The following is a 16,742-nucleotide window of genomic DNA, read 5'->3' as shown; positions in this document are numbered from 1 at the left end:
AGGGTGACGGGGACGGGGACAGGTACCGGGACGGCGACCACGGCCGACCGGCCGGAGCGCTCGCGGTACCGCCCCGGCCTGGCGTCGCCGTGGTGGCGCGGGGCCGCGGCGGTGGCGGCGGGCTCGCTCTCCGCGCTCGCGTTTCCCGCGCCGTCGCTGTGGTGGCTCGCGTATGTCTCGCTGGTGCCCTGGATGCTGCTCGTACGGAGCGCCCCCACCTCCCGCCGGGCCGCGCTCGACGGCTGGCTGGGCGGTCTCGGGTTCATGGTCGCCGTGCACCACTGGCTGATGCCGAGCCTGCATGTCTTCATCGTGCTGCTGGCGGGCCTGCTCGGGCTGCTCTGGGCGCCCTGGGGGTGGCTGGTGCGGTCCGCGCTGGGCGGCGCCGCGCCGTCCCCGGGACGCGCGGCCGGCGCGCTCGCCGTGGTGCCCTCCGGGTGGCTGGTGATCGAGCTGACCAGGTCCTGGGAGGGGCTGGGCGGCCCCTGGGGGCTGCTCGGCGCCAGCCAGTGGGAGGTCTCCCCCGCCCTGCGGCTCGCCTCGGTGGGCGGGGTGTGGCTGGTGAGTCTGCTGGTGGTCGCGGTGAACACCGCGCTGACGCTGCTGATCGCGGTGGCCGCCGCGCGAACCGCCGCCGCCATGGCCCTGGTGGTGTGCGGGCTCACCGTCGCGTCGGTGGCGGCGTGGGCGCCCCGGCCGCAGCCGTCGGGCCACACCCGGATCGCGGTCGTCCAGCCGGGCGTCATAGGCGGCGCCGACTCCGTCGAGCGGCGCTTCGCGCGCGGCGAGGCCCTGACCCGCACCCTGGCCGGGCAGGGCCTCGGTCTGGTGGTGTGGGGCGAGAGCAGCGTCGGGATGGATCTGGAGAGGCGGCCCGATCTCGCGGGGCGGCTCGCCGCGCTGTCGCGCACGGTCGGCGCGGAGATCCTGGTCAACGTGGACGCGCGCAGCACGGACGCGTCGGGCCGTACGGGCATCTTCAAGCGGAGCGTCCTCGTGGGCCCCGACGGGCCGACCGGCGCCGCGTACGACAAGATGCGCCTGGTCCCCTTCGGCGAGTACATACCGGCGCGCGCCGCCCTCGGCTGGGCGACCTCGGTGGGCAAGGCGGCGGGCGAGGACCGGGTGCGCGGCACGCGCCAGGTGGTGATGACGGCGCCGGGACCGGACGGTGAGCTGCGGTTCGGGCCGCTGATCTGCTTCGAGTCGGCGTTCCCCGATCTGAGCCGGCGGCTGGTGCAGTCGGGGGCGCGGGTGCTGGTCGCGCAGTCGTCCACCTCGTCGTTCCAGGGGAGTTGGGCGCCGGAGCAGCACGCGTCGCTGGCGGCGCTGCGGGCCGCGGAGAGCGGCCGTCCGATGGTCCATGCCACGCTCACCGGCGTCAGCGCGGTCTTCGGCCCGGACGGGCGGCGGGTCGGGGACGCCGTCGGTACGGACCGCTCCACCGCCGCGGTCTTCGACGTACCGCTGGCGACGGGCACGACCCCGTACGTCAGGCTGGGCGACTGGGCGGTGTACGCGGCGCTCGCCGTGCTGGCGGTCGCGCTCGCGGTGGAGGGCGTACGGTCGCTCAGGCCGCCTGGTCCAGCGCCGCGCGTACCACCAGCTCGCACAGCTCGTGCGTCCGCAGGGCGTCCTGTGCGCTGAGGTGCCTGCCCGCCCGTACGGCGTCCAGGAAGTGCAGCACACACTGCTCGATACCGCGCTGGCGTGCGACGGGCACCCAGTCGCCGCGCCGCCGTACGCTCGGCTGCCCCTTGTGGTCGACGATCGTCGCGAGATCGTGGACGGCCCGCTTGGTGTCCTGTCCCGACACTTCGAGGATCTCCTCGGTGGAGCCGTTCAGCCGGTTCATCATGCCGATCGCGGTGAAGCCGTCGCCGGAGAGCTGAAGGACGACGTGGTGCAGCAGCCCGTCCCTGATCCTGGCCCGTACATCGGTGTGTTCGACGGGTCCCGGCAGCAGGAAGCGCAGGGTGTCGACGACATGGATGAAGTCGTCCAGGACGAAGGTGCGCGGGTCCTCCGGGAGCCCGACCCGGTTCTTCTGGAGCAGGATCAGCTCGCGCGGGTGCTCCAGGCACTGGGCGTAGCCGGGCGCGAAACGGCGGTTGAAGCCGACGGCGAGGCTGACGCCGCGCTCCTCGGCCAGCTCCACCAGGCTCCGCGCGTCGGCGAGTTCGTATGCCAGGGGCTTGTCGACGTACGTGGGCACGCCCGCATCCACCAGGCGGCTGACGATCCCGGCGTGCGCGGCGGTCGGGGCGTGCACGAACGCGGCGTCGAGCCCCTGGGCGAGCAGCGCGTCCAGATCGGTGTGGCAGTGCTCGGCGGGGACGCGGAAGGTCTCGGCGGTGCGCGTGAGGGTGGCGGGGGTACGGGTCTGGAGGTGCGGCTCGACCCCGGGCAGGGTGGTGAGCACCGGCAGGTACGCCTTGTGCGCGATGTCGCCGAGCCCGATGCAGCCGACCTTCACGAGGGTCTCCCTGGCGTGGGTGGAGTGCGGTGCTCCACGGTGGGGTTCAGTGCTCCGCGCGGCCCGACGACCTGATGCGGGGCGTCATCCCCGCTGCCCGCGCGGTGTCCCGGAAGCATACGTGCGCCGCGGAGGCCGCCAGTCGGCGATGCCGTCGAAGTTCCGCAGCACGAGCCCGGGGACGAGCCGGGAGACCCCGGCGACGAGGTGGTCGCGCAGGGCCACGGTGACCGCCCCGTCGGCGGCGGCCAGCCTGCCCGTGCGGCGGGCCTGGCGGACGATCGCGGTCGTGCGGGGCAGCCGGTCGGCGGTGTACGCGGCGAGGCCGGGTACGGTCCCGGCGCCCGCGTCGGCACCGGGTCCGGGGGCGGCGCCCGGTCCGGCGTGGTGGGCGAGGACGACGGCGTCCTCGATCGCCTGGTTGCCGCCCTGCGCCAGGGTGGGCTGCATGGCGTGGGCGGCGTCCCCGATCAGCGCGACCCGGCCGCGGTGGTACGCGGGCAGCGGCACCCGCATCTCGTGGACGTCGTGGCGCAGGACACCCTCCGCCGTGGCGGCCTCGATGACACGCGGTACGGGGTCGTGCCAGTCGCCGAAGAGCCGGCGCAGCTCCGCCCGCTCGTCGTCGGGGGCGTGGGCGCCGGCGGGGCGCACGGCCATGGCGTACGCGTAGACCCGGCCGTCCTTGAGCGGCTGGGTGCCCCAGAGGCGGCCCCGGCCCCAGGTCTCGTGCGGTGCGAACGGCCGTCCGGGCGGCGGGACGACCACGCGCCAGGTGGTGTATCCGGCGTACGCGGGACCCGGGTGGCCGGGGAAGAGCATCCGGCGCGCGGCGGAGTGGATGCCGTCGGCGGCGACGACGAGTTCGGCCTCCAGGGCGCCTTCCGTGGTGTCCACGACGGCGGTCCTCCGGTCGTCCCCGGGGTCGCCGAGCGTGGCGGCGACCCCGGTTCTGACGGCGTCGTCCGGGAGCGCGTCGCGCAGTATCCCGATCAGCGTGGCCCGGTGGAGCAGGACGAGGGGGCCGCCGAACCGGTCGGCCGCCGCCTGTCCGTCCATCCGGTTCAACCACCGGCCGCCGGGGGTACGGAGTCCGCCCGCGCCCTGCCAGGCGGAGAGCTCCCTGACCCGGCCGCCGAGGCCGATGACATCGAGCGCGCGCTGCGCGTTGGGCATGAGGCCGATGGCCGCGCCGACCGGGGTGAGCGCGGAGGCCCGTTCCAGGACGGTGACCGCCCAGCCCCGCTGATGCAGGGCGATGGCCGCGGTCAGTCCGCCGATTCCGCCGCCGATGACGACGGCCCGGGGCTGGTTCATGGGCGTCTCCTCCACTCGCCGCACCGCCATCGGCGCGAACTACAGGTGTAGTGGTTGACGCCGTCAGCGTACTACAGGCGTAGTGATGGGGATAGATTGGTGCCATGCCCCCACGCACGACACGCCCCGCCGGCGCCTCCGACACCCCGCCCCCTTCCGGAACCTCGGGCACGAGCGGTACGGCTCGCGCGGAGCTGATCGCCGACGCCGCCCTCGCCCTGCTCGTCGAGCGCGGGATGCGCGGACTCACCCACCGGGCGGTGGACGAGCGGGCCGGGCTCCCGCAGGGCTCCACCTCCAACCACGCGCGCACCCGGCAGGCGTTGCTGGAGGCCGCGGTACGGCGCCACGCGGAGCGCGAGATGCGGGTGCTCACCCCGGACGAGATGCCCGCGGCCATGGGTGGCGAGGCCGGCCCTGTCGACGCGCTGGCCCTGGCCCTGCACCGGTATCTGACCCGCCACCCCGATCTGCTCATCGCCCGCTACGAACTGGCGCTGGAGGCCACCCGCCGTCCGGAGCTGCGGGCCTTCTACGACGCGACGGGCGGTCAGTTCCGGCAACCGCTGGTCGCGATGATGACGGCGGCGGGCTCCGCCGAACCCGAACGGCACGCGCTCTCGCTGGTCGCGTGGTGCGAGGGGCTGATGTTCGCCTGCGCGGCCGGCTCGTACCACAGCGCCGTACCCTCCCTGGAGGAGCTGCGCCGGGGCTTCGCCGAACTGCTGCGCGGCATGCTGGGCGGAGCCGTGCCACCTACGGGTGACAAGGCGGGGCCCGTCGGATAACCGCTGGCCACGGCGGGCTCCGTACATGAGGATGACCGCCATGACCACCACTGAGAGCGCCTCCGCGCCCACCGCCCTGACCACCGACACCCGCACCGAGCCCTCCACCGTCGCGGGTGAACGCGAGATGCTGGAGGGCTGGCTCGAATTCCACCGGGGGACCCTGGCCCTCAAATGCGCCGGACTGAACGGGGAACAGCTCAGGGAGAGAGCCGTACCACCGTCGGACCTGAACCTGCTCGGTCTCGTCCGGCACATGGCCGAGGTCGAGAGCTCCTGGTTCCGCAACCGGCTGACCGACGAGAAGGCCCCGCCGATCTACTTCACCGACGCCGACCCGGACGGGGACCTCCACCCGGGCGAGGACGACACCTGGGACGAGGCGTACGCCACCTGGCAGGCCCAGATCGCCCATGCGCGGGAGGTCGCGGCGCCGCTCCCGCTCGACCATCTCGGCACGGGCGAGCGCAGCCGGAGGACCGGCGAGCCGTACAACCTCCGCTGGATCTACACGCACATGATCGAGGAGTACGCCCGCCACAACGGCCACGCCGACCTCCTGCGCGAGCGCGTCGACGGCACGACGGGCGACTGACCCCGCGCGCGCCCCGAGACCCGCCGCGTCGCGCCGCGCCGCACGGCCAGTGGCATCGAGCCGTCAACGGGCGCCGACCGCACCCCCCGATTGGCTTCACCCGTACGAGCCATGGAGCGCGCTTCCGCTCGCCAACGGCGCCCCGCGCCCAGCAGAGTTGCGCGCGTGCAGCGAACGAGAAACGTGGTGATGGCCCTGGTGGGCGTGGCGGTCACGGCCACCTCCGGATGTGTGGCCGTAGGGCCGCGCCCCGCGCAGGACCTCCGGCCCGCGCCCTCGGCGACCGCCCCCTCCAGCGGGCCGGGCGACGTGGAACCCCAGGTCGTGCAGTCCCCGGCCAAGGAGGCCCTGGAGCGGATCGCCCCCACCCGGACCCCGGGGCGGGACGCCTCCGCCTCCCCCGGGGCGCGGGGCCAGGCACCCGACCGGGAGGGCGCCGGGCGGTCGGCGGGCGGGGACCACTCCTCGGCCTCGCGAGCGCCCGGGCGGGGTCACGGGCAGCCCGGCGAGGGGGCTCACGGGCAGTCGGCGCCCCGGCTGCCCGCATCGATCCCGTCCGTACCGACCCTCAGTGAGGTCTGCGCCCTCGGCGAGGGCTACGGGCGCTGGCCGGCCGACAGTCCGCAGGCCCGTATCTGCCAGGGGACGAACGGAAATTGAGCCCACCCCTCACCCCCGCCCCCTCACCGCTCCCCCAGCCGCCGCTCCAGGCGGTCGATGCCCGTCCTGATCCCGTTCCCGTATCCGGCGGCCCCGAGCGCGTCCGCCGCGTCCCGCGCCCGGTCGAGGTGGAGCCGGGCCGCCTCCGGCCGCTGGAGCTTGAGGTAGTCGGCCGCGAGGTTGAGATGGAGGGACGGGTAGAAGGCGCGCACGGCGGGCGAAAGCTCCTCCGCGCCCCCGTCCGGCCCCTCCACGGCGGTCAGCGCCCGCAGGTCCCACGCCAGTTCGTCCCCCGGGTCGTCCTGGGTGTCGGCCAGGTAGTGCGCCAGCGTGCAGCGGTGGAGCGCGTCCCCCGCCTCACCGATCTCCGCCCACAGCTCGCCGAAGCGGTTGCGGGCCTCCTCACGGTCGCCGCCGTGGAGCAGCATGGCCGCCTGACCGATCCTGGTCAGGACGGCATCCGCCGACGTCTGCCGCTGCTCCGCCACTGCCGCCTCCGCTTGCCCGTCCCGTAACTCCGACGAACATCACGCTAACCGCCCTCACGGGCGTTCGCCCTCAGCCGAGGTCGGGGATGCGCCAGTCGATGGGCGCGTGCCCCTGCGCGGCGACCGCCTCGTTGATCTGGGTGAACGGACGCGACCCGAAGAACTTCTTCGCCGACAGCGGCGAGGGGTGCGCGCCCTTCACCACCACATGGCGCTCCTCGTCGATCAGGGGGAGCTTCTTCTGCGCGTAGGCGCCCCACAGGACGAAGACCGCCGGGTCGGGCCGCTCGGCCACGGCGCGGATCACCGCGTCCGTCACCTTCTCCCAGCCCTTGCCCTTGTGGGAGTTGGCCTCGCCCTCGCGGACCGTCAGCACCGCGTTGAGCAGCAGGACCCCCTGCTGCGCCCAGGGCATCAGATAGCCGTTGTCCGGCACCGGATGGCCCAGCTCCTCCTTCATCTCCTTGTAGATGTTCCGCAAGGAGGGGGGCGTCCGTACCCCGGGACGGACCGAGAAGCACAGCCCGTGCCCCTGCCCCGCGCCGTGGTACGGGTCCTGGCCCAGGATCAGGACCTTCACCTGCTCGTACGGCGTGGCGTCGAGCGCGGCGAAGACCTCTTCGCGCGGCGGGTAGACCGGCCCCTTCGCCCGCTCCTCCTCGACGAAGTCGGTCAGCTCCTTGAAGTAGGGCTTTTCCAGCTCCTCGCCGAGGACACCACGCCAGGACGCGGGCAGCATGTCGGTGTCGGTCACGTCAACAACCTCCGGTAAGCAATCACTTGTATCCCTGAACCTACCGGTGACCACTGACAACGGTTCCCACCAGCCCTTTCCACGGCTCACGCCCCCGGGGCGCCCGGCCGGGGTCCGGGGCCGGCGGTCAGCCGACCCCGGCGTTGAGGAAGATCCCCCCGTCGACCACGAGCGTCTGCCCGGTGATCCAGTCCGACTGGTCGGAGGTGAGGAACGCGGCGGCGCCGCCGATGTCCTCGGGCACCCCGAGCCGGCCCAGCGGGTACGCGGCGGCGGCCTCGGCCTCCCGGCCCTCGTACAGCGCCTGGGCGAACCTGGTCTTGACCACGGCGGGCGCGATGGCGTTGACCCGGACGGCCGGCGCGAACTCGTGTGCGAGCTGGAGGGTCAGGTTGACCATGGCCGCCTTGCTCATCCCGTACGCGCCGATGAAGGGGGACGCGGAAATCCCGGCGACGGACGCGATGTTCACGATCGCGCCGCCGTTCTCCTTCTGCCAGGCGCGCCAGGTGAGCTGCGCGAAGCCGAGGGCGGAGATGACGTTGGTCTCGAACACCTTGCGGGCGACATTGAGGTCCAGCTCGGCCATCGGGCCGAAGACCGGGTTCGTTCCCGCATTGTTGACCAGGAAGTCGACCCGTCCGAACGCCTCCATGGCGCGCTCGACGGCGACGGCCTGGTGCGCCTCGTCGTGCGCCTTGCCCGCCACGCCGATCACCCGGTCGGCGCCGAGCCGCTCCACGGCCTCCTTGAGCGCGTCCTCGTTCCGCCCGGTGATGCACACCCGGTCACCGCGCGCGACGAGCGCCTCGGCCACGCCGTACCCGATACCGCGGCTCGCGCCGGTGACCAGCGCGGCCCTGCCGCTCTCCGGGGCCCGCCCGCCCTGCTCCGTACGATCCGTCTGCTCTGTCATGTCGGCTGCCTCCGGTATCAGTTGAGCGGTCCGCCGGCCACGTACATGACCTGTCCCGAGACGAATCCGGCCGCGTCGCCCGCGAAGAAGGCGATCGCGTTCGCGACGTCCTCCGGCCGCCCGACGCGCTGCACGGGGATCTGGGTGGCGGCGGCGGCCTGGAACTCCTCGAAGCCCATGCCGACCCGGGCGGCGGTCTGGGCCGTCATCTCGGTGACGATGAAGCCGGGGGCCACCGCGTTGGCGGTGATGCCGAACTTGCCGAGCTCCTTGGCGAGGGTCTTCGTGAAGCCCTGGAGGCCCGCCTTGACGGCGGCGTAGTTGGCCTGGCCGCGGTTGCCCAGCGCGGAGCTGGAGGAGAGGCTGACGATACGGCCGAACCCGGCGTCCACCATGTGCTTCTGACACGCCTTCGCCATCAGGAAGGCGCCCTTGAGGTGGACGTTCATCACGGTGTCCCAGTCGGACTCGCTCATCTTGAAGAGGAGGTTGTCCCGGAGCACGCCCGCGTTGTTGACGAGTACGGTCGGGGCGCCCAGTTCGGCGGCGACCCGTGCGACGGCCGCCTCCACCTGCGCGCCGTCCGAGACGTCACAGCCGACGGCGAGGGCGGTGCCGCCCGCCGCGGTGATCTTCTCCACGGTGTCCTTGCAGGCCGCCTCGTCGAGGTCGAGTACGGCCACGGCACGGCCCTCCGCGGCCAGCCGTACCGCGGTGGCGGCGCCAATGCCGCGCGCCGCCCCGGTCACGACCGCTACGCGCTGCTCGGTGGTGGACATCCCTGATCTCCTCGCCCTAGGATCCTGCGGCCCTAATGCTGAGCAACCGCTTAGTAGGTTCAGCAGACAGACGCTAGAAGCCGGAGCACGCCGTGTCAACGGCCGACGACGCCGGTGGCGGAATCGGCCGCTGGAAAAGACGGGAAGGGGCGAGGAAAAGCGGGGAGCAGCGACCAGGAGGACAGCGACTCAGGGTGTTTCAGAGGACGAGGAGACGCAGCAGCCGTTCCGCCTCGGCCCGCGGGTCGGCCGTCAGCCCCGTATGGACGGGTCCCGGCTGTACGACGGTCGAGCGCGGCGCGATGAGCCAGCGGAAGCGCCGGCCCGCGTCGTCCACGGCGGCCTGTCCGGCCGCTTCGCCGCCCTCGCAGATGCCCTCGACCGCGCGCAGCGCCGCCCGTACCCCCGCGAGGTCCGCCCGCGGGTCGAGAGCGGACAGCTTGGCCTCGTCGAGGTGCGTGAGGGCGCCGACGTAGGACCGCGCGCGGCAGTAGACCAGTACCCCGGCGTTGAAGCACTCGCCCCGCTCGACGCGCGGCACGACCCGCAGCAGCGCGTACTCGTACGTGTCCTTCTCGCCCTTGACGTTCCTGACGTACGTGGGTCCGGTGAAGTCCTTCGTGGTCACTGGGCGCCACCCTTCTCGCTCGGCGCACCCTGCGCCCGGCGCGACCGCGGGGCCAGCCGGTCGGCCAGCCACCCCGGCGCCCGCGAGGGCCGGTCGGGGCTGGGCGCGTCGAGCGTGATGCGCCGGTGGATCGTCGCGGCGCGCTCCAGCAGCGGCGCCACGTAGGTCCGGCGCAGCGCCTCGGTGGAGTCGAAGCCGGGCTCGTCGGCCAGCCACTCCTCCGGTACGTCGGCGGTGACCTCGGTCAGCAACTCCTCGGTGACCAGCGGCGCGAGCTGTTCGGCGGCGGAGGCGACATCGGGGGCGAAGGGCGCGAGCGCGTGGTCGGAGGCGTTGTACGGCTTGGCGGCGGACTTCTCGGCGCCCGGCCAGTTGTGGTGCCAGATCATGGTGGCCCCGTGGTCGATGAGCCACAGATCCCCGTGCCAGACCAGCAGGTTGGGGTTGCGCCAGGAACGGTCGACGTTGTTGATGACGGCGTCGAACCAGACGACCCGGCCCGCCTCCTCGGAGCTCACCTCGTACGCCAGCGGATCGAATCCGATCGACCCCGGCAGGTAGTCCATCCCGAGGTTCGCCCCACCGCTGGCCTTCAGCAGCTCCTGCACCTCCTGGTCGGGCTCCGAGAGCCCGATGACCGGGTCGAGTTCCATCCGTACCAGCTCGGGGATCGGCAGCCCGAGCCTGCGCGCGAGCTGTCCGCAGATGACCTCGGCTACGAGCGTCTTGCGGCCCTGCCCGGCCCCGGTGAACTTCATGACGTACGTGCCGAGATCGTCGGCCTCGACGAGACCCGGCAGCGAACCGCCCTCCCGCAGGGGCGTGATGTAGCGGGTCGCAGTGACCTCATTCAACATTTTCCCAGGCTACCTGTCTCTTCAGCCCTGCAATCCACGGACAACCAGGGAAGGGCGCCACAGCGGAGACCGTCCGTCGATGACGGTACGCCCCTCGCTTCCGGCCTCCGGCATGAAGTGAGCATAGTAACCGCGTGTGATCGCGGGCGAGGAGTTTCCGAGCCACCGCGAGCCGACCGGCCGTGCGGGATCGCCGGGAGGTTCCGGACCGGTGCGCAGTGGGTGCCGATGCCGGGGTTCCTGACCCGTTCGTGGATCCGTGTCCGGTGTCAGCGGAGCCCCGTGGTGTGGCGCGGGTCACGGGAACTCCTCGGCCCGGCCGGAGAGGTAGGTGGTGTGAGATGTGATGAACAGGGAGATCGGGAGCGCATGCGCGCACGCATCAGGGCGGGCGACCGCGAGGCGTTCGCCGCGCTCTACGAGGAGTACGCGCGGGCGGTCTACAACCACGCCTACCGGCTGACGGGCGATTGGTCGACGGCCGAGGAGGTTCTGTCCGACACCTTCCTGGCCGCCTGGCGTACCCGTCACGCCGTCGAGCCGGAGGGCGACTCACTGCGGCCGTGGCTGCTCGGGATCGCCACGAACAAGGCCCGCAACGCGAACCGGGGTATCGGGCGGCGCCTGGCCTTCCTGGCCCGCCGCCCCGCCCCGGAACCGGTGGCGGACATCGCGGACGCCACGGCCGGACACGTCGACGACACACGGCGGCTCGCCGCGGTCCGGCAGGCACTGGGCCGACTCCGCCGCCAGGAACGCGAGGTGCTGGCCCTCTGCGTCTGGTCCGGGCTGGACTACGCCGAGGCCGCGGAGGCCCTGGGCATCCCGGTGGGCACCGTACGGTCGCGGCTGTCCCGCGCCCGTACCCGGCTGCGCCGGCTCACCGACGAGGAACTCGGCCGGACGCCGAACGGGTCCGCGCGAGAAACACGCCCCGGGGAAGCGGTCCGATCCGGAAGGGAACCCCGCCCTCGCCGCGGAGAGGTAGAGGGCAGGGCCGCGTTCGTGGCCCTGCCCATCCAGGAGGAAGCCCGATGAACGACCGTACCTCCGGCCCCGAGCGGGCCGAACGCGAGGAACTGGCCCGGCTGTTGCCGGCCCCGGCCGAACGGGACCTGCCCCCTGGCCGTCATCTCCACCACAAGGACACCCTGATGCGTCTGATCGACCAGGACGGCGACCGCGCCACCGCACGCCCCCGCCCCCGCCTCCTGCGCCCCGCCGTCCTGCTGCCCGCCGCCGGACTCGCCCTGGGCGGGGTGCTGTTGACCGCGCTCGCCGTGACCGGCCAGGACCGCGCTCCGGCACCGTCCGCCGCGGGCACGGGTTCCCAGGCCACGGCCCCGCGTGGCGCGGCCGTACTGCTCGACCGGGTCGCCTCGGCCGCCGCGAAGAAGGGCGAACAGAAGGTCACCGACGACCAGTTCGTGTACGTCAAGACACTGCAGACCCGGAACGACGGCGCCTTCGACGGCCCGGTGAAACTGACCGAGCCCCGCGATCGTGAGGTCTGGATGTCGCAGAAGGCGGGGCCGGTGATCGATGTCGGCCTGATCCACGAGGACGGCTCGTACTTCCCGATCACCGTCGGGGTCCCGGACGGCGAGCCCGCCGTCGGCTACCCGGCGGGCCTCAACCGGCCGACGTACACGTGGCTGGCCTCGCTGCCCACCGACCCCGACGCCCTGCTCCGGCGGCTCACCACCGAGATCACCCGGGACCAGGACGCGCGCGACACCCCGGCCGAGGAGCGGGACCAGGCCCAGGACACCTTCGACGCCATCGGTGAACTGCTGCGGGAGACGCTGATGCCGCCGAAGACCGCGGCCGCCCTCTACCAGGCCGCGGCGAAGATCCCCGGCGTGACCGTGGACCCCGACGCGGTGGACGCGGCCGGCCGGCGCGGGATCGGCGTGGCCCGCGACGACACCCGGGCCGGTTGGCGCACCGCCTGGATTTTCGACCCGACCACCCTGGAGTACCTGGGCGAACGGAGCTACCTCATCAGGGACACCTCCATGGGCAAGAAGGGCACCCTGATCAACAAGTCGGCGGTCCTGGAGCGCGCGGTCGTCAACGCCCTCCGCGCAAAGCCGTCGGCCGAGGAGCCGTCGACGACGACCTGATATCGAGGTCAACTGCCGCACCCTGTTCAGCAGGAACAGCATCCCCGAGAGGGGACTTCATCGGCAGTCGGCCCCGAACCCCTGGTGTGGTCGACACAATCAGGGCTGTGCTGCCGCACAGACCTGAAGAAAGGCGGTTCCCCATGTTCGCTGAAGGTACTTCCTCCCGATCGCTGCGTGTCTGGCTCTCCTCGCTGGCGACCGCCGGAGTGTTCTTGGCCGGCGCCACACCCGCGACGGCGGCATCCTCCCCGAGCGTGACACCGGGCAGCGAGCTGACCGCGCTGGTCGGCCTCGCCGCCGAGCGGATTCTGCTCGCCGACAAGGTCGCCGCGGCCAAGTTCGGCACCGGTACGCCGATCGAGGACCCGACGCGGGAGCAGCAGGTGCTCGACCAGGCCAAGGCCCTCGCCGTCGAAGCCGGTCTGGACACGGGTGGGACCGTGGACTTTTTCCGGGCACAGATCGAGATGAGCAAGGTCGTGCAGCAGGGACTGTACGACCAGTGGACCGAGCATCCGGATCAGGCACCGACCGAGCGTCCCGACCTGGCCACCGAGGTCCGTCCCGAGCTGGACCGGATCACTGCTGAGTTCATCGACCAACTGGTGGCCACGCAGAAGTTGCGCGGCGGGACTCTCCGGTGCCATGTCGCGCTGGTTCGCGCCGAGAAGACCGCCGACCACCAGTACGATCTCGACCGTCTGCACGAGCGTGCCCTGTGGGGTGCGATCAAGCCGGTGTGTACCGGCTGAGCTTGCATTCAAATGTGTCGCCAGGGGCAGGTGTGATGCCACCCCTGGCGTTCTGCTCGCTCGTCAGCGGCGGGCCTGGATCTTCAGCGGTGCCGCGTCCGCGCTCACCCGGAAGGTACGTGCGACGTCTTCCAGTGATCCGAGCAGCGGGTTGGGGTCGTCAGCGCGCGTGACGAGCACGGCCTCGCAGGGATCGATGTCGATGACGGGCACCAGGGCGATGTCCTCGCGGACAGCGGCGCGCCGATCGCCGGCAGGGAAGATCGCGACACAGTGGCCGGCGGCGATGAGTTCCAGCTTGTCCTCGAAGCTGTCGTCGCTCGCGGGCGGGGGTGGTGCCGGGCGGTCGCCGACCGGCTTGGGCGTGCTCCAGACAACCGGAGTGCTGACGCAGGCCACCAGTTCCTCGCCCGACAGAGCCTGTCGGCTGACGGCTTTCTCGTTCGCCAGATGATGACGCGCCGACGTGACGAGTACCCGCGACTCCTCATGGAGCTTGGTCACCCGGAGGCCGTCCGTGGGGAAGGGCAGGGGCCTGTACGTGACGAGGGCGTCGACCCGCCGCTCGGCGAGGGCGCGCGTGTCCCGCCAGTCGAGGTGCCGGGTGCGGACCCGGCCCTCGGGGTGCCGGCGGCGCAGTTCCTGCGCACAGGCGGTGATGACGAGTCCTTCGGTGTAGCCGACGGTGACGGTACGGGGCTGGGCGGCGGCTCTGGCCGTGCGAGCGGCCTGCTCAACCTCTTGGAGCAGTATCCGGGCCCTGGGCAGGAACGCCTGACCGGCGTCGGTGAGGCTGCTGCCCTGCGGCGAGCGGTCGAAAAGCCGGACACCGAGCTGAGCCTCCAGCCGCTGGATCTGGCGGCTCAGCGACGGCTGCGCCAGGTGCAGCCTGGTGGCGGCCCGGCCGAAGTTGCCGTACTCCGCCACGACCGTGAAATAGCGCACGAGCCGCAGATCGATGTCCATCCGCCCAGGGTATGTCGCACGCCGTCATACGCCTGGGACATGGCGGCATGCGGAACGGGCCTTGGACAGATTGTGCGGGTGGATATTGGCTTGCGGGCATGACCACTTATGACGGCAAGAAGATCGTGATCACGGGCGGAAGCAACGGGATCGGCCTGACTGCGGCTCGATTGTTCGCGGACGGTGGGGCGCACGTACTGATCACCGGCCGCACCCGATCCACCCTGGACGCCGCGCTGGAGCAGTTGGGGGACAAGGCGGTCGCCGTCCGCAGCGACGCCGCGTCCCTGAAGGACATCACCGCGCTGGCCGGCACGGTTCAGGAGCGGTTCGGCACGGTGGACGCGCTGTTCGTCAACGCCGGTGTCACCGCGTCCGCCCCGTTCGACTCGACGACGGAGGAGATGTACGACGCGCTGTTCGGCATCAACACCAAGGGCCCGTACTTCACGGTGCAGGCGCTGGCACCGCTGATGCGCGAGGGAAGCGGCGTGGTCCTCACCACGTCGGTGGTGAACGTCCTGGGCCTCGACGCGCTCAGTGTCTACTCGGCGACCAAGGCAGCCCTGCGGTCGATGACGCGCACCCTGGCCCGGGAGCTGCTGCCACGCAAGGTCCGCGTCAATGCTGTGAGCCCCGGCCCGACCGACACGGGCATCCTGGACCGCTCCTTGCCCACCGACGTCGTCGAGACGGTGAAGGACACCTACCGGAGCACCAACCCGATGCAGCGGCTGGGGACGTCCGAGGAAGTGGCCGCCGCGGTGGCGTACTTGGCGTTCGGTGCGACCTTCTCGACGGGGGCGGAGTTCCCTGTCGACGGAGGGGCTTCGCAACTCTAGGTACTCCCGACCGCATGAGTTCGGCGGGTCGTTCAGGCCGCGGTGGCGAGGGGGGGCCGCCTCGGCGAGTGCTCTTCTCACTGCGACCGCGACAAGATCCTCATGATCCTCCTCGCACCGCTCCAGGCTCCACCGCGTGCAGGTGGGACAGCGCACTTCGATGGCACGTGCTGAGACAGTGTCCTGGCGGGGGTCTCAGTCGCTGTGGGCGGCCGGCTCGGGATGCGCGTCGAGCGCGTCGAGCACCGCGTCGCCGTTCGCCCTCGCCCACTCGGTCAGCGCGTGGATCGGATCGATCAGCGTCGCCCCGAGCGGGGTGAGCTCGTACTCGACGCGGGGCGGCACCTCGGCGTAGGCGTGGCGGCGGATGAGTCCGTGCGCCTGGAGCCGTCGGAGCGTCTGGGTGAGCATCTTGCGGGAGATGCCCCCGATCAGCTCGATCAGCTCGCCATGGCGCACCGGGCCCCTGCTGAGGCCGTAGAGCACGACCGCCGTCCACTTGTCGGCGATGAGTTCGACCGCCAGACGCGCCGGACAGTCGGCGAGAAAGGGATCACCGGGACCGAAACCGCTCATGGCGCCTAAGGTACCTGCTGGTTCCTATCGGATGCATAGCCTGAGTTCTCCCCCCTTCCAGAGCCAGGAGAGTCATGCGCGTCATCACTCAGCAGTCGCTCGGCGGTCCCGAGGTGCTCACCATCGTGGACGCGCCCGAGCCCCAGCCCCTCCCGACCGAGGTTCTCGTCCGCGTCAAGGCGATCGGGCTGAACCCGATCGAAGCACTTCTGCGCGCCGGCGAGTTCCCCCCGCTGCTCGGCCGACCGCCGTTCGTCCTCGGCTGGGACATCAGCGGCGTGGTCGAGGAGGGGCCGCAGACATATCGGTTCAAGCCCGGCGACGAGGTGTTCGGGATGCCGATGTTCCCACGGGCGGCGAGCGCGTACGCCGAGGTCGTGTCGGCGCCGGCGTTGCACCTGGCACGCAAGCCGGCGTCGCTCTCGCACGTGGAGGCGGCGGCGCTGCCGGTCGTCGGGCTGACGGCGTGGCAGGGCCTCGTCGACCTCGGCGGCGTGACCGAGGGCGACCGCGTCCTGGTCCACGGCGGTGGTGGCGGGGTCGGCCACGTCGCGATCCAGATCGCGAAAGCCCTCGGCGCGCACGTGATCGCGACCGCCGGCGGGAGCAAGCGGAAGTTCGTCGAGGGGTTGGGCGCGGACGAGGTGATCGACTACACGGCGGTCGACTTCACCGAGGCGGTCCGCGACATCGATGTCGTGCTCGACACGATCGGCGGCGACACCGTCGAGCGGTCGCTCCAAGTGCTCCGCCCAGGCGGTCACCTGGTGACGGCGGTCGCGGAGGGCGATGCGCAGCTCGTCGCCAGGTACGAGGCGGCCGGCATGCGCTTCAGCGGCATCGCGGTCGACCCCGATCCGGTCGCCCTGCGAGGTCTCGTCGAACTCGTCGAACAGGGCAAGCTCCGGGTCCACGTGCAGGAGACGTTCCCGTTCGAGCGCGTCGCCGACGCGCACCGGCTGCTCGACGGCGGTCACCTCCAGGGCAAGCTCGTCCTCACCGTCTGATCCCGTCGCGGGGGCGCTGATGAACGCCTGGTGACTTCCGGCCTGGGGCGGCCCGGCCGGCGATCCGTCCACGTATGGGACGCGCGACGCCGAGCCGTGCCCTTGGCTGCTCGTGGGCTGCTCGTGGGCTGTGCCTACGGGCAGCCCACCGCGGGCGGTGTCCCTGCGTGGAGGGTCTGTGACCACCTGAGGCGCGCAGTGCGGACGGTCCA

At 72.1% G+C, this 16,742-nt stretch carries 19 protein-coding genes; 9 read left to right on the top strand and 10 right to left on the bottom strand.

The genetic code is table 11. The features are described 5' to 3' along the window. Positions 1-78: 78 nt before the first annotated feature. Positions 79-1,647: an apolipoprotein N-acyltransferase gene (lnt, locus tag ACIO3P_RS23425; RefSeq protein ID WP_401852558.1), complete on the top strand. Its 1,569-nt coding sequence runs from the start codon at positions 79-81 to the stop codon at positions 1,645-1,647. Here the strand turns inward: lnt and ACIO3P_RS23420 are convergent. Beyond that, on the bottom strand, positions 1,571-2,476 hold the full coding sequence (locus ACIO3P_RS23420; RefSeq protein WP_401851986.1) for a Gfo/Idh/MocA family protein: 906 nt from the start codon (positions 2,474-2,476) through the stop codon (positions 1,571-1,573). The genes lnt and ACIO3P_RS23420 overlap by 77 nt on opposite strands. An 84-nt stretch (positions 2,477-2,560) precedes the next feature. Further along, the gene (locus tag ACIO3P_RS23415) at positions 2,561-3,793 is read right to left on the bottom strand and encodes an FAD-dependent monooxygenase (protein ID WP_401851983.1); all 1,233 of its coding nucleotides are present in this window, start codon (positions 3,791-3,793) and stop codon (positions 2,561-2,563) included. Between the two features lie 104 nt (positions 3,794-3,897). Between ACIO3P_RS23415 and ACIO3P_RS23410 the strand changes: the two genes are divergently transcribed. The 3 genes from ACIO3P_RS23410 (at position 3,898) to ACIO3P_RS23400 (ending at position 5,836) form a co-directional block, all read left to right on the top strand. Next, positions 3,898-4,581, top strand: coding sequence for a TetR/AcrR family transcriptional regulator (locus ACIO3P_RS23410; RefSeq protein ID WP_401851980.1), 684 nt, complete (start codon positions 3,898-3,900; stop codon positions 4,579-4,581). Positions 4,582-4,612: 31 nt separating this feature from the next. Further along, entirely contained in the window at positions 4,613-5,176 is a 564-nt protein-coding gene (locus ACIO3P_RS23405; protein WP_401851977.1) for a DinB family protein, read from the top strand. 165 nt (positions 5,177-5,341) lie between these two features. Further along, on the top strand, positions 5,342-5,836 hold the full coding sequence (locus ACIO3P_RS23400) for a hypothetical protein (RefSeq protein WP_401851974.1): 495 nt from the start codon (positions 5,342-5,344) through the stop codon (positions 5,834-5,836). A gap of 23 nt (positions 5,837-5,859) precedes the next feature. Here ACIO3P_RS23400 and ACIO3P_RS23395 read toward each other — a convergent pair whose 3' ends face one another. The 6 genes from ACIO3P_RS23395 to ACIO3P_RS23370 all read right to left on the bottom strand — a co-directional run bounded on the left by ACIO3P_RS23395 (position 5,860) and on the right by ACIO3P_RS23370 (position 10,258). Beyond that, complete coding sequence (locus ACIO3P_RS23395) at positions 5,860-6,324, bottom strand: hypothetical protein (RefSeq protein ID WP_329823186.1); 465 nt, start codon at positions 6,322-6,324, stop codon at positions 5,860-5,862. Positions 6,325-6,394: 70 nt separating this feature from the next. Then, positions 6,395-7,078 (bottom strand): uracil-DNA glycosylase, encoded by a 684-nt coding sequence (locus ACIO3P_RS23390; RefSeq protein WP_329823188.1) that lies wholly within the window; start codon positions 7,076-7,078, stop codon positions 6,395-6,397. A 127-nt stretch (positions 7,079-7,205) separates the two neighbouring features. Next, a complete protein-coding gene (locus ACIO3P_RS23385; RefSeq protein WP_329823189.1) occupies positions 7,206-7,994 on the bottom strand; it encodes an SDR family oxidoreductase in 789 nt (262 codons plus the stop codon). A 17-nt stretch (positions 7,995-8,011) separates the two neighbouring features. After that, positions 8,012-8,773: a 3-oxoacyl-ACP reductase FabG gene (gene fabG / locus ACIO3P_RS23380; protein WP_329823190.1), complete on the bottom strand. Its 762-nt coding sequence runs from the start codon at positions 8,771-8,773 to the stop codon at positions 8,012-8,014. Positions 8,774-8,972: 199 nt separating this feature from the next. Next, a complete protein-coding gene (locus ACIO3P_RS23375; RefSeq protein WP_401851971.1) occupies positions 8,973-9,401 on the bottom strand; it encodes a DUF3037 domain-containing protein in 429 nt (142 codons plus the stop codon). Beyond that, positions 9,398-10,258, bottom strand: a complete 861-nt coding sequence (locus ACIO3P_RS23370) for a HipA family kinase (protein WP_401851968.1) — start codon at positions 10,256-10,258, stop codon at positions 9,398-9,400. The genes ACIO3P_RS23375 and ACIO3P_RS23370 overlap by 4 nt, the downstream gene beginning before the upstream one ends. 369 nt (positions 10,259-10,627) lie before the next feature. Between ACIO3P_RS23370 and ACIO3P_RS23365 the strand changes: the two genes are divergently transcribed. The 3 genes from ACIO3P_RS23365 (at position 10,628) to aroQ (ending at position 13,139) form a co-directional block, all read left to right on the top strand. Next, a complete protein-coding gene (locus ACIO3P_RS23365) occupies positions 10,628-11,296 on the top strand; it encodes an RNA polymerase sigma factor (protein WP_401851965.1) in 669 nt (222 codons plus the stop codon). After that, positions 11,293-12,384, top strand: a complete 1,092-nt coding sequence (locus ACIO3P_RS23360) for a CU044_5270 family protein (protein WP_401851962.1) — start codon at positions 11,293-11,295, stop codon at positions 12,382-12,384. The genes ACIO3P_RS23365 and ACIO3P_RS23360 overlap by 4 nt, the downstream gene beginning before the upstream one ends. A 143-nt stretch (positions 12,385-12,527) precedes the next feature. Next, complete coding sequence (gene aroQ / locus ACIO3P_RS23355) at positions 12,528-13,139, top strand: gamma subclass chorismate mutase AroQ (protein ID WP_401851960.1); 612 nt, start codon at positions 12,528-12,530, stop codon at positions 13,137-13,139. A gap of 63 nt (positions 13,140-13,202) precedes the next feature. On the opposite strand, the gene ACIO3P_RS23350 is transcribed toward aroQ, so the two are convergent. Beyond that, positions 13,203-14,105 (bottom strand): LysR family transcriptional regulator, encoded by a 903-nt coding sequence (locus tag ACIO3P_RS23350; protein ID WP_401851958.1) that lies wholly within the window; start codon positions 14,103-14,105, stop codon positions 13,203-13,205. Between the two features lie 98 nt (positions 14,106-14,203). Here ACIO3P_RS23350 and ACIO3P_RS23345 point away from each other — a divergent pair, with 98 nt between their 5' ends. Further along, positions 14,204-14,947 (top strand): SDR family oxidoreductase, encoded by a 744-nt coding sequence (locus ACIO3P_RS23345; protein ID WP_401851955.1) that lies wholly within the window; start codon positions 14,204-14,206, stop codon positions 14,945-14,947. Positions 14,948-15,142: 195 nt separating this feature from the next. Here ACIO3P_RS23345 and ACIO3P_RS23340 read toward each other — a convergent pair whose 3' ends face one another. Further along, a complete protein-coding gene (locus ACIO3P_RS23340) occupies positions 15,143-15,523 on the bottom strand; it encodes a helix-turn-helix domain-containing protein (RefSeq protein ID WP_329823202.1) in 381 nt (126 codons plus the stop codon). 74 nt (positions 15,524-15,597) lie between these two features. Here ACIO3P_RS23340 and ACIO3P_RS23335 point away from each other — a divergent pair, with 74 nt between their 5' ends. Next, positions 15,598-16,530: an NADP-dependent oxidoreductase gene (locus ACIO3P_RS23335; RefSeq protein WP_401851953.1), complete on the top strand. Its 933-nt coding sequence runs from the start codon at positions 15,598-15,600 to the stop codon at positions 16,528-16,530. The last annotated feature ends 212 nt before the right edge of the window (positions 16,531-16,742 follow it).

Origin of the sequence: Streptomyces sp. NPDC087310 (assembly GCF_044744405.1) — a bacterium.
In the GTDB taxonomy this organism is placed as follows: Bacteria; Actinomycetota; Actinomycetes; order Streptomycetales; family Streptomycetaceae; genus Streptomyces.
The sequence above is the reverse complement of the archived record's forward strand: the minus strand, read 5'-3'. Positions and strand labels throughout refer to the sequence as shown.

Coding starts and splice junctions, on each gene's coding strand:
- ACIO3P_RS23415 (WP_401851983.1), bottom strand. CDS start 3,793: ATGAACCAGCCCCGGGCCGTCGTCATCGGCGGCGGAATCGGCGGACTG.
- aroQ (WP_401851960.1), top strand. CDS start 12,528: ATGTTCGCTGAAGGTACTTCCTCCCGATCGCTGCGTGTCTGGCTCTCC.
- ACIO3P_RS23385 (WP_329823189.1), bottom strand. CDS start 7,994: ATGACAGAGCAGACGGATCGTACGGAGCAGGGCGGGCGGGCCCCGGAG.
- ACIO3P_RS23405 (WP_401851977.1), top strand. CDS start 4,613: ATGACCGCCATGACCACCACTGAGAGCGCCTCCGCGCCCACCGCCCTG.
- fabG (WP_329823190.1), bottom strand. CDS start 8,773: ATGTCCACCACCGAGCAGCGCGTAGCGGTCGTGACCGGGGCGGCGCGC.
- ACIO3P_RS23335 (WP_401851953.1), top strand. CDS start 15,598: ATGCGCGTCATCACTCAGCAGTCGCTCGGCGGTCCCGAGGTGCTCACC.
- ACIO3P_RS23350 (WP_401851958.1), bottom strand. CDS start 14,105: ATGGACATCGATCTGCGGCTCGTGCGCTATTTCACGGTCGTGGCGGAG.
- ACIO3P_RS23340 (WP_329823202.1), bottom strand. CDS start 15,523: ATGAGCGGTTTCGGTCCCGGTGATCCCTTTCTCGCCGACTGTCCGGCG.
- ACIO3P_RS23345 (WP_401851955.1), top strand. CDS start 14,204: ATGACCACTTATGACGGCAAGAAGATCGTGATCACGGGCGGAAGCAAC.
- ACIO3P_RS23360 (WP_401851962.1), top strand. CDS start 11,293: ATGAACGACCGTACCTCCGGCCCCGAGCGGGCCGAACGCGAGGAACTG.
- ACIO3P_RS23365 (WP_401851965.1), top strand. CDS start 10,628: ATGCGCGCACGCATCAGGGCGGGCGACCGCGAGGCGTTCGCCGCGCTC.
- ACIO3P_RS23370 (WP_401851968.1), bottom strand. CDS start 10,258: ATGTTGAATGAGGTCACTGCGACCCGCTACATCACGCCCCTGCGGGAG.
- ACIO3P_RS23410 (WP_401851980.1), top strand. CDS start 3,898: ATGCCCCCACGCACGACACGCCCCGCCGGCGCCTCCGACACCCCGCCC.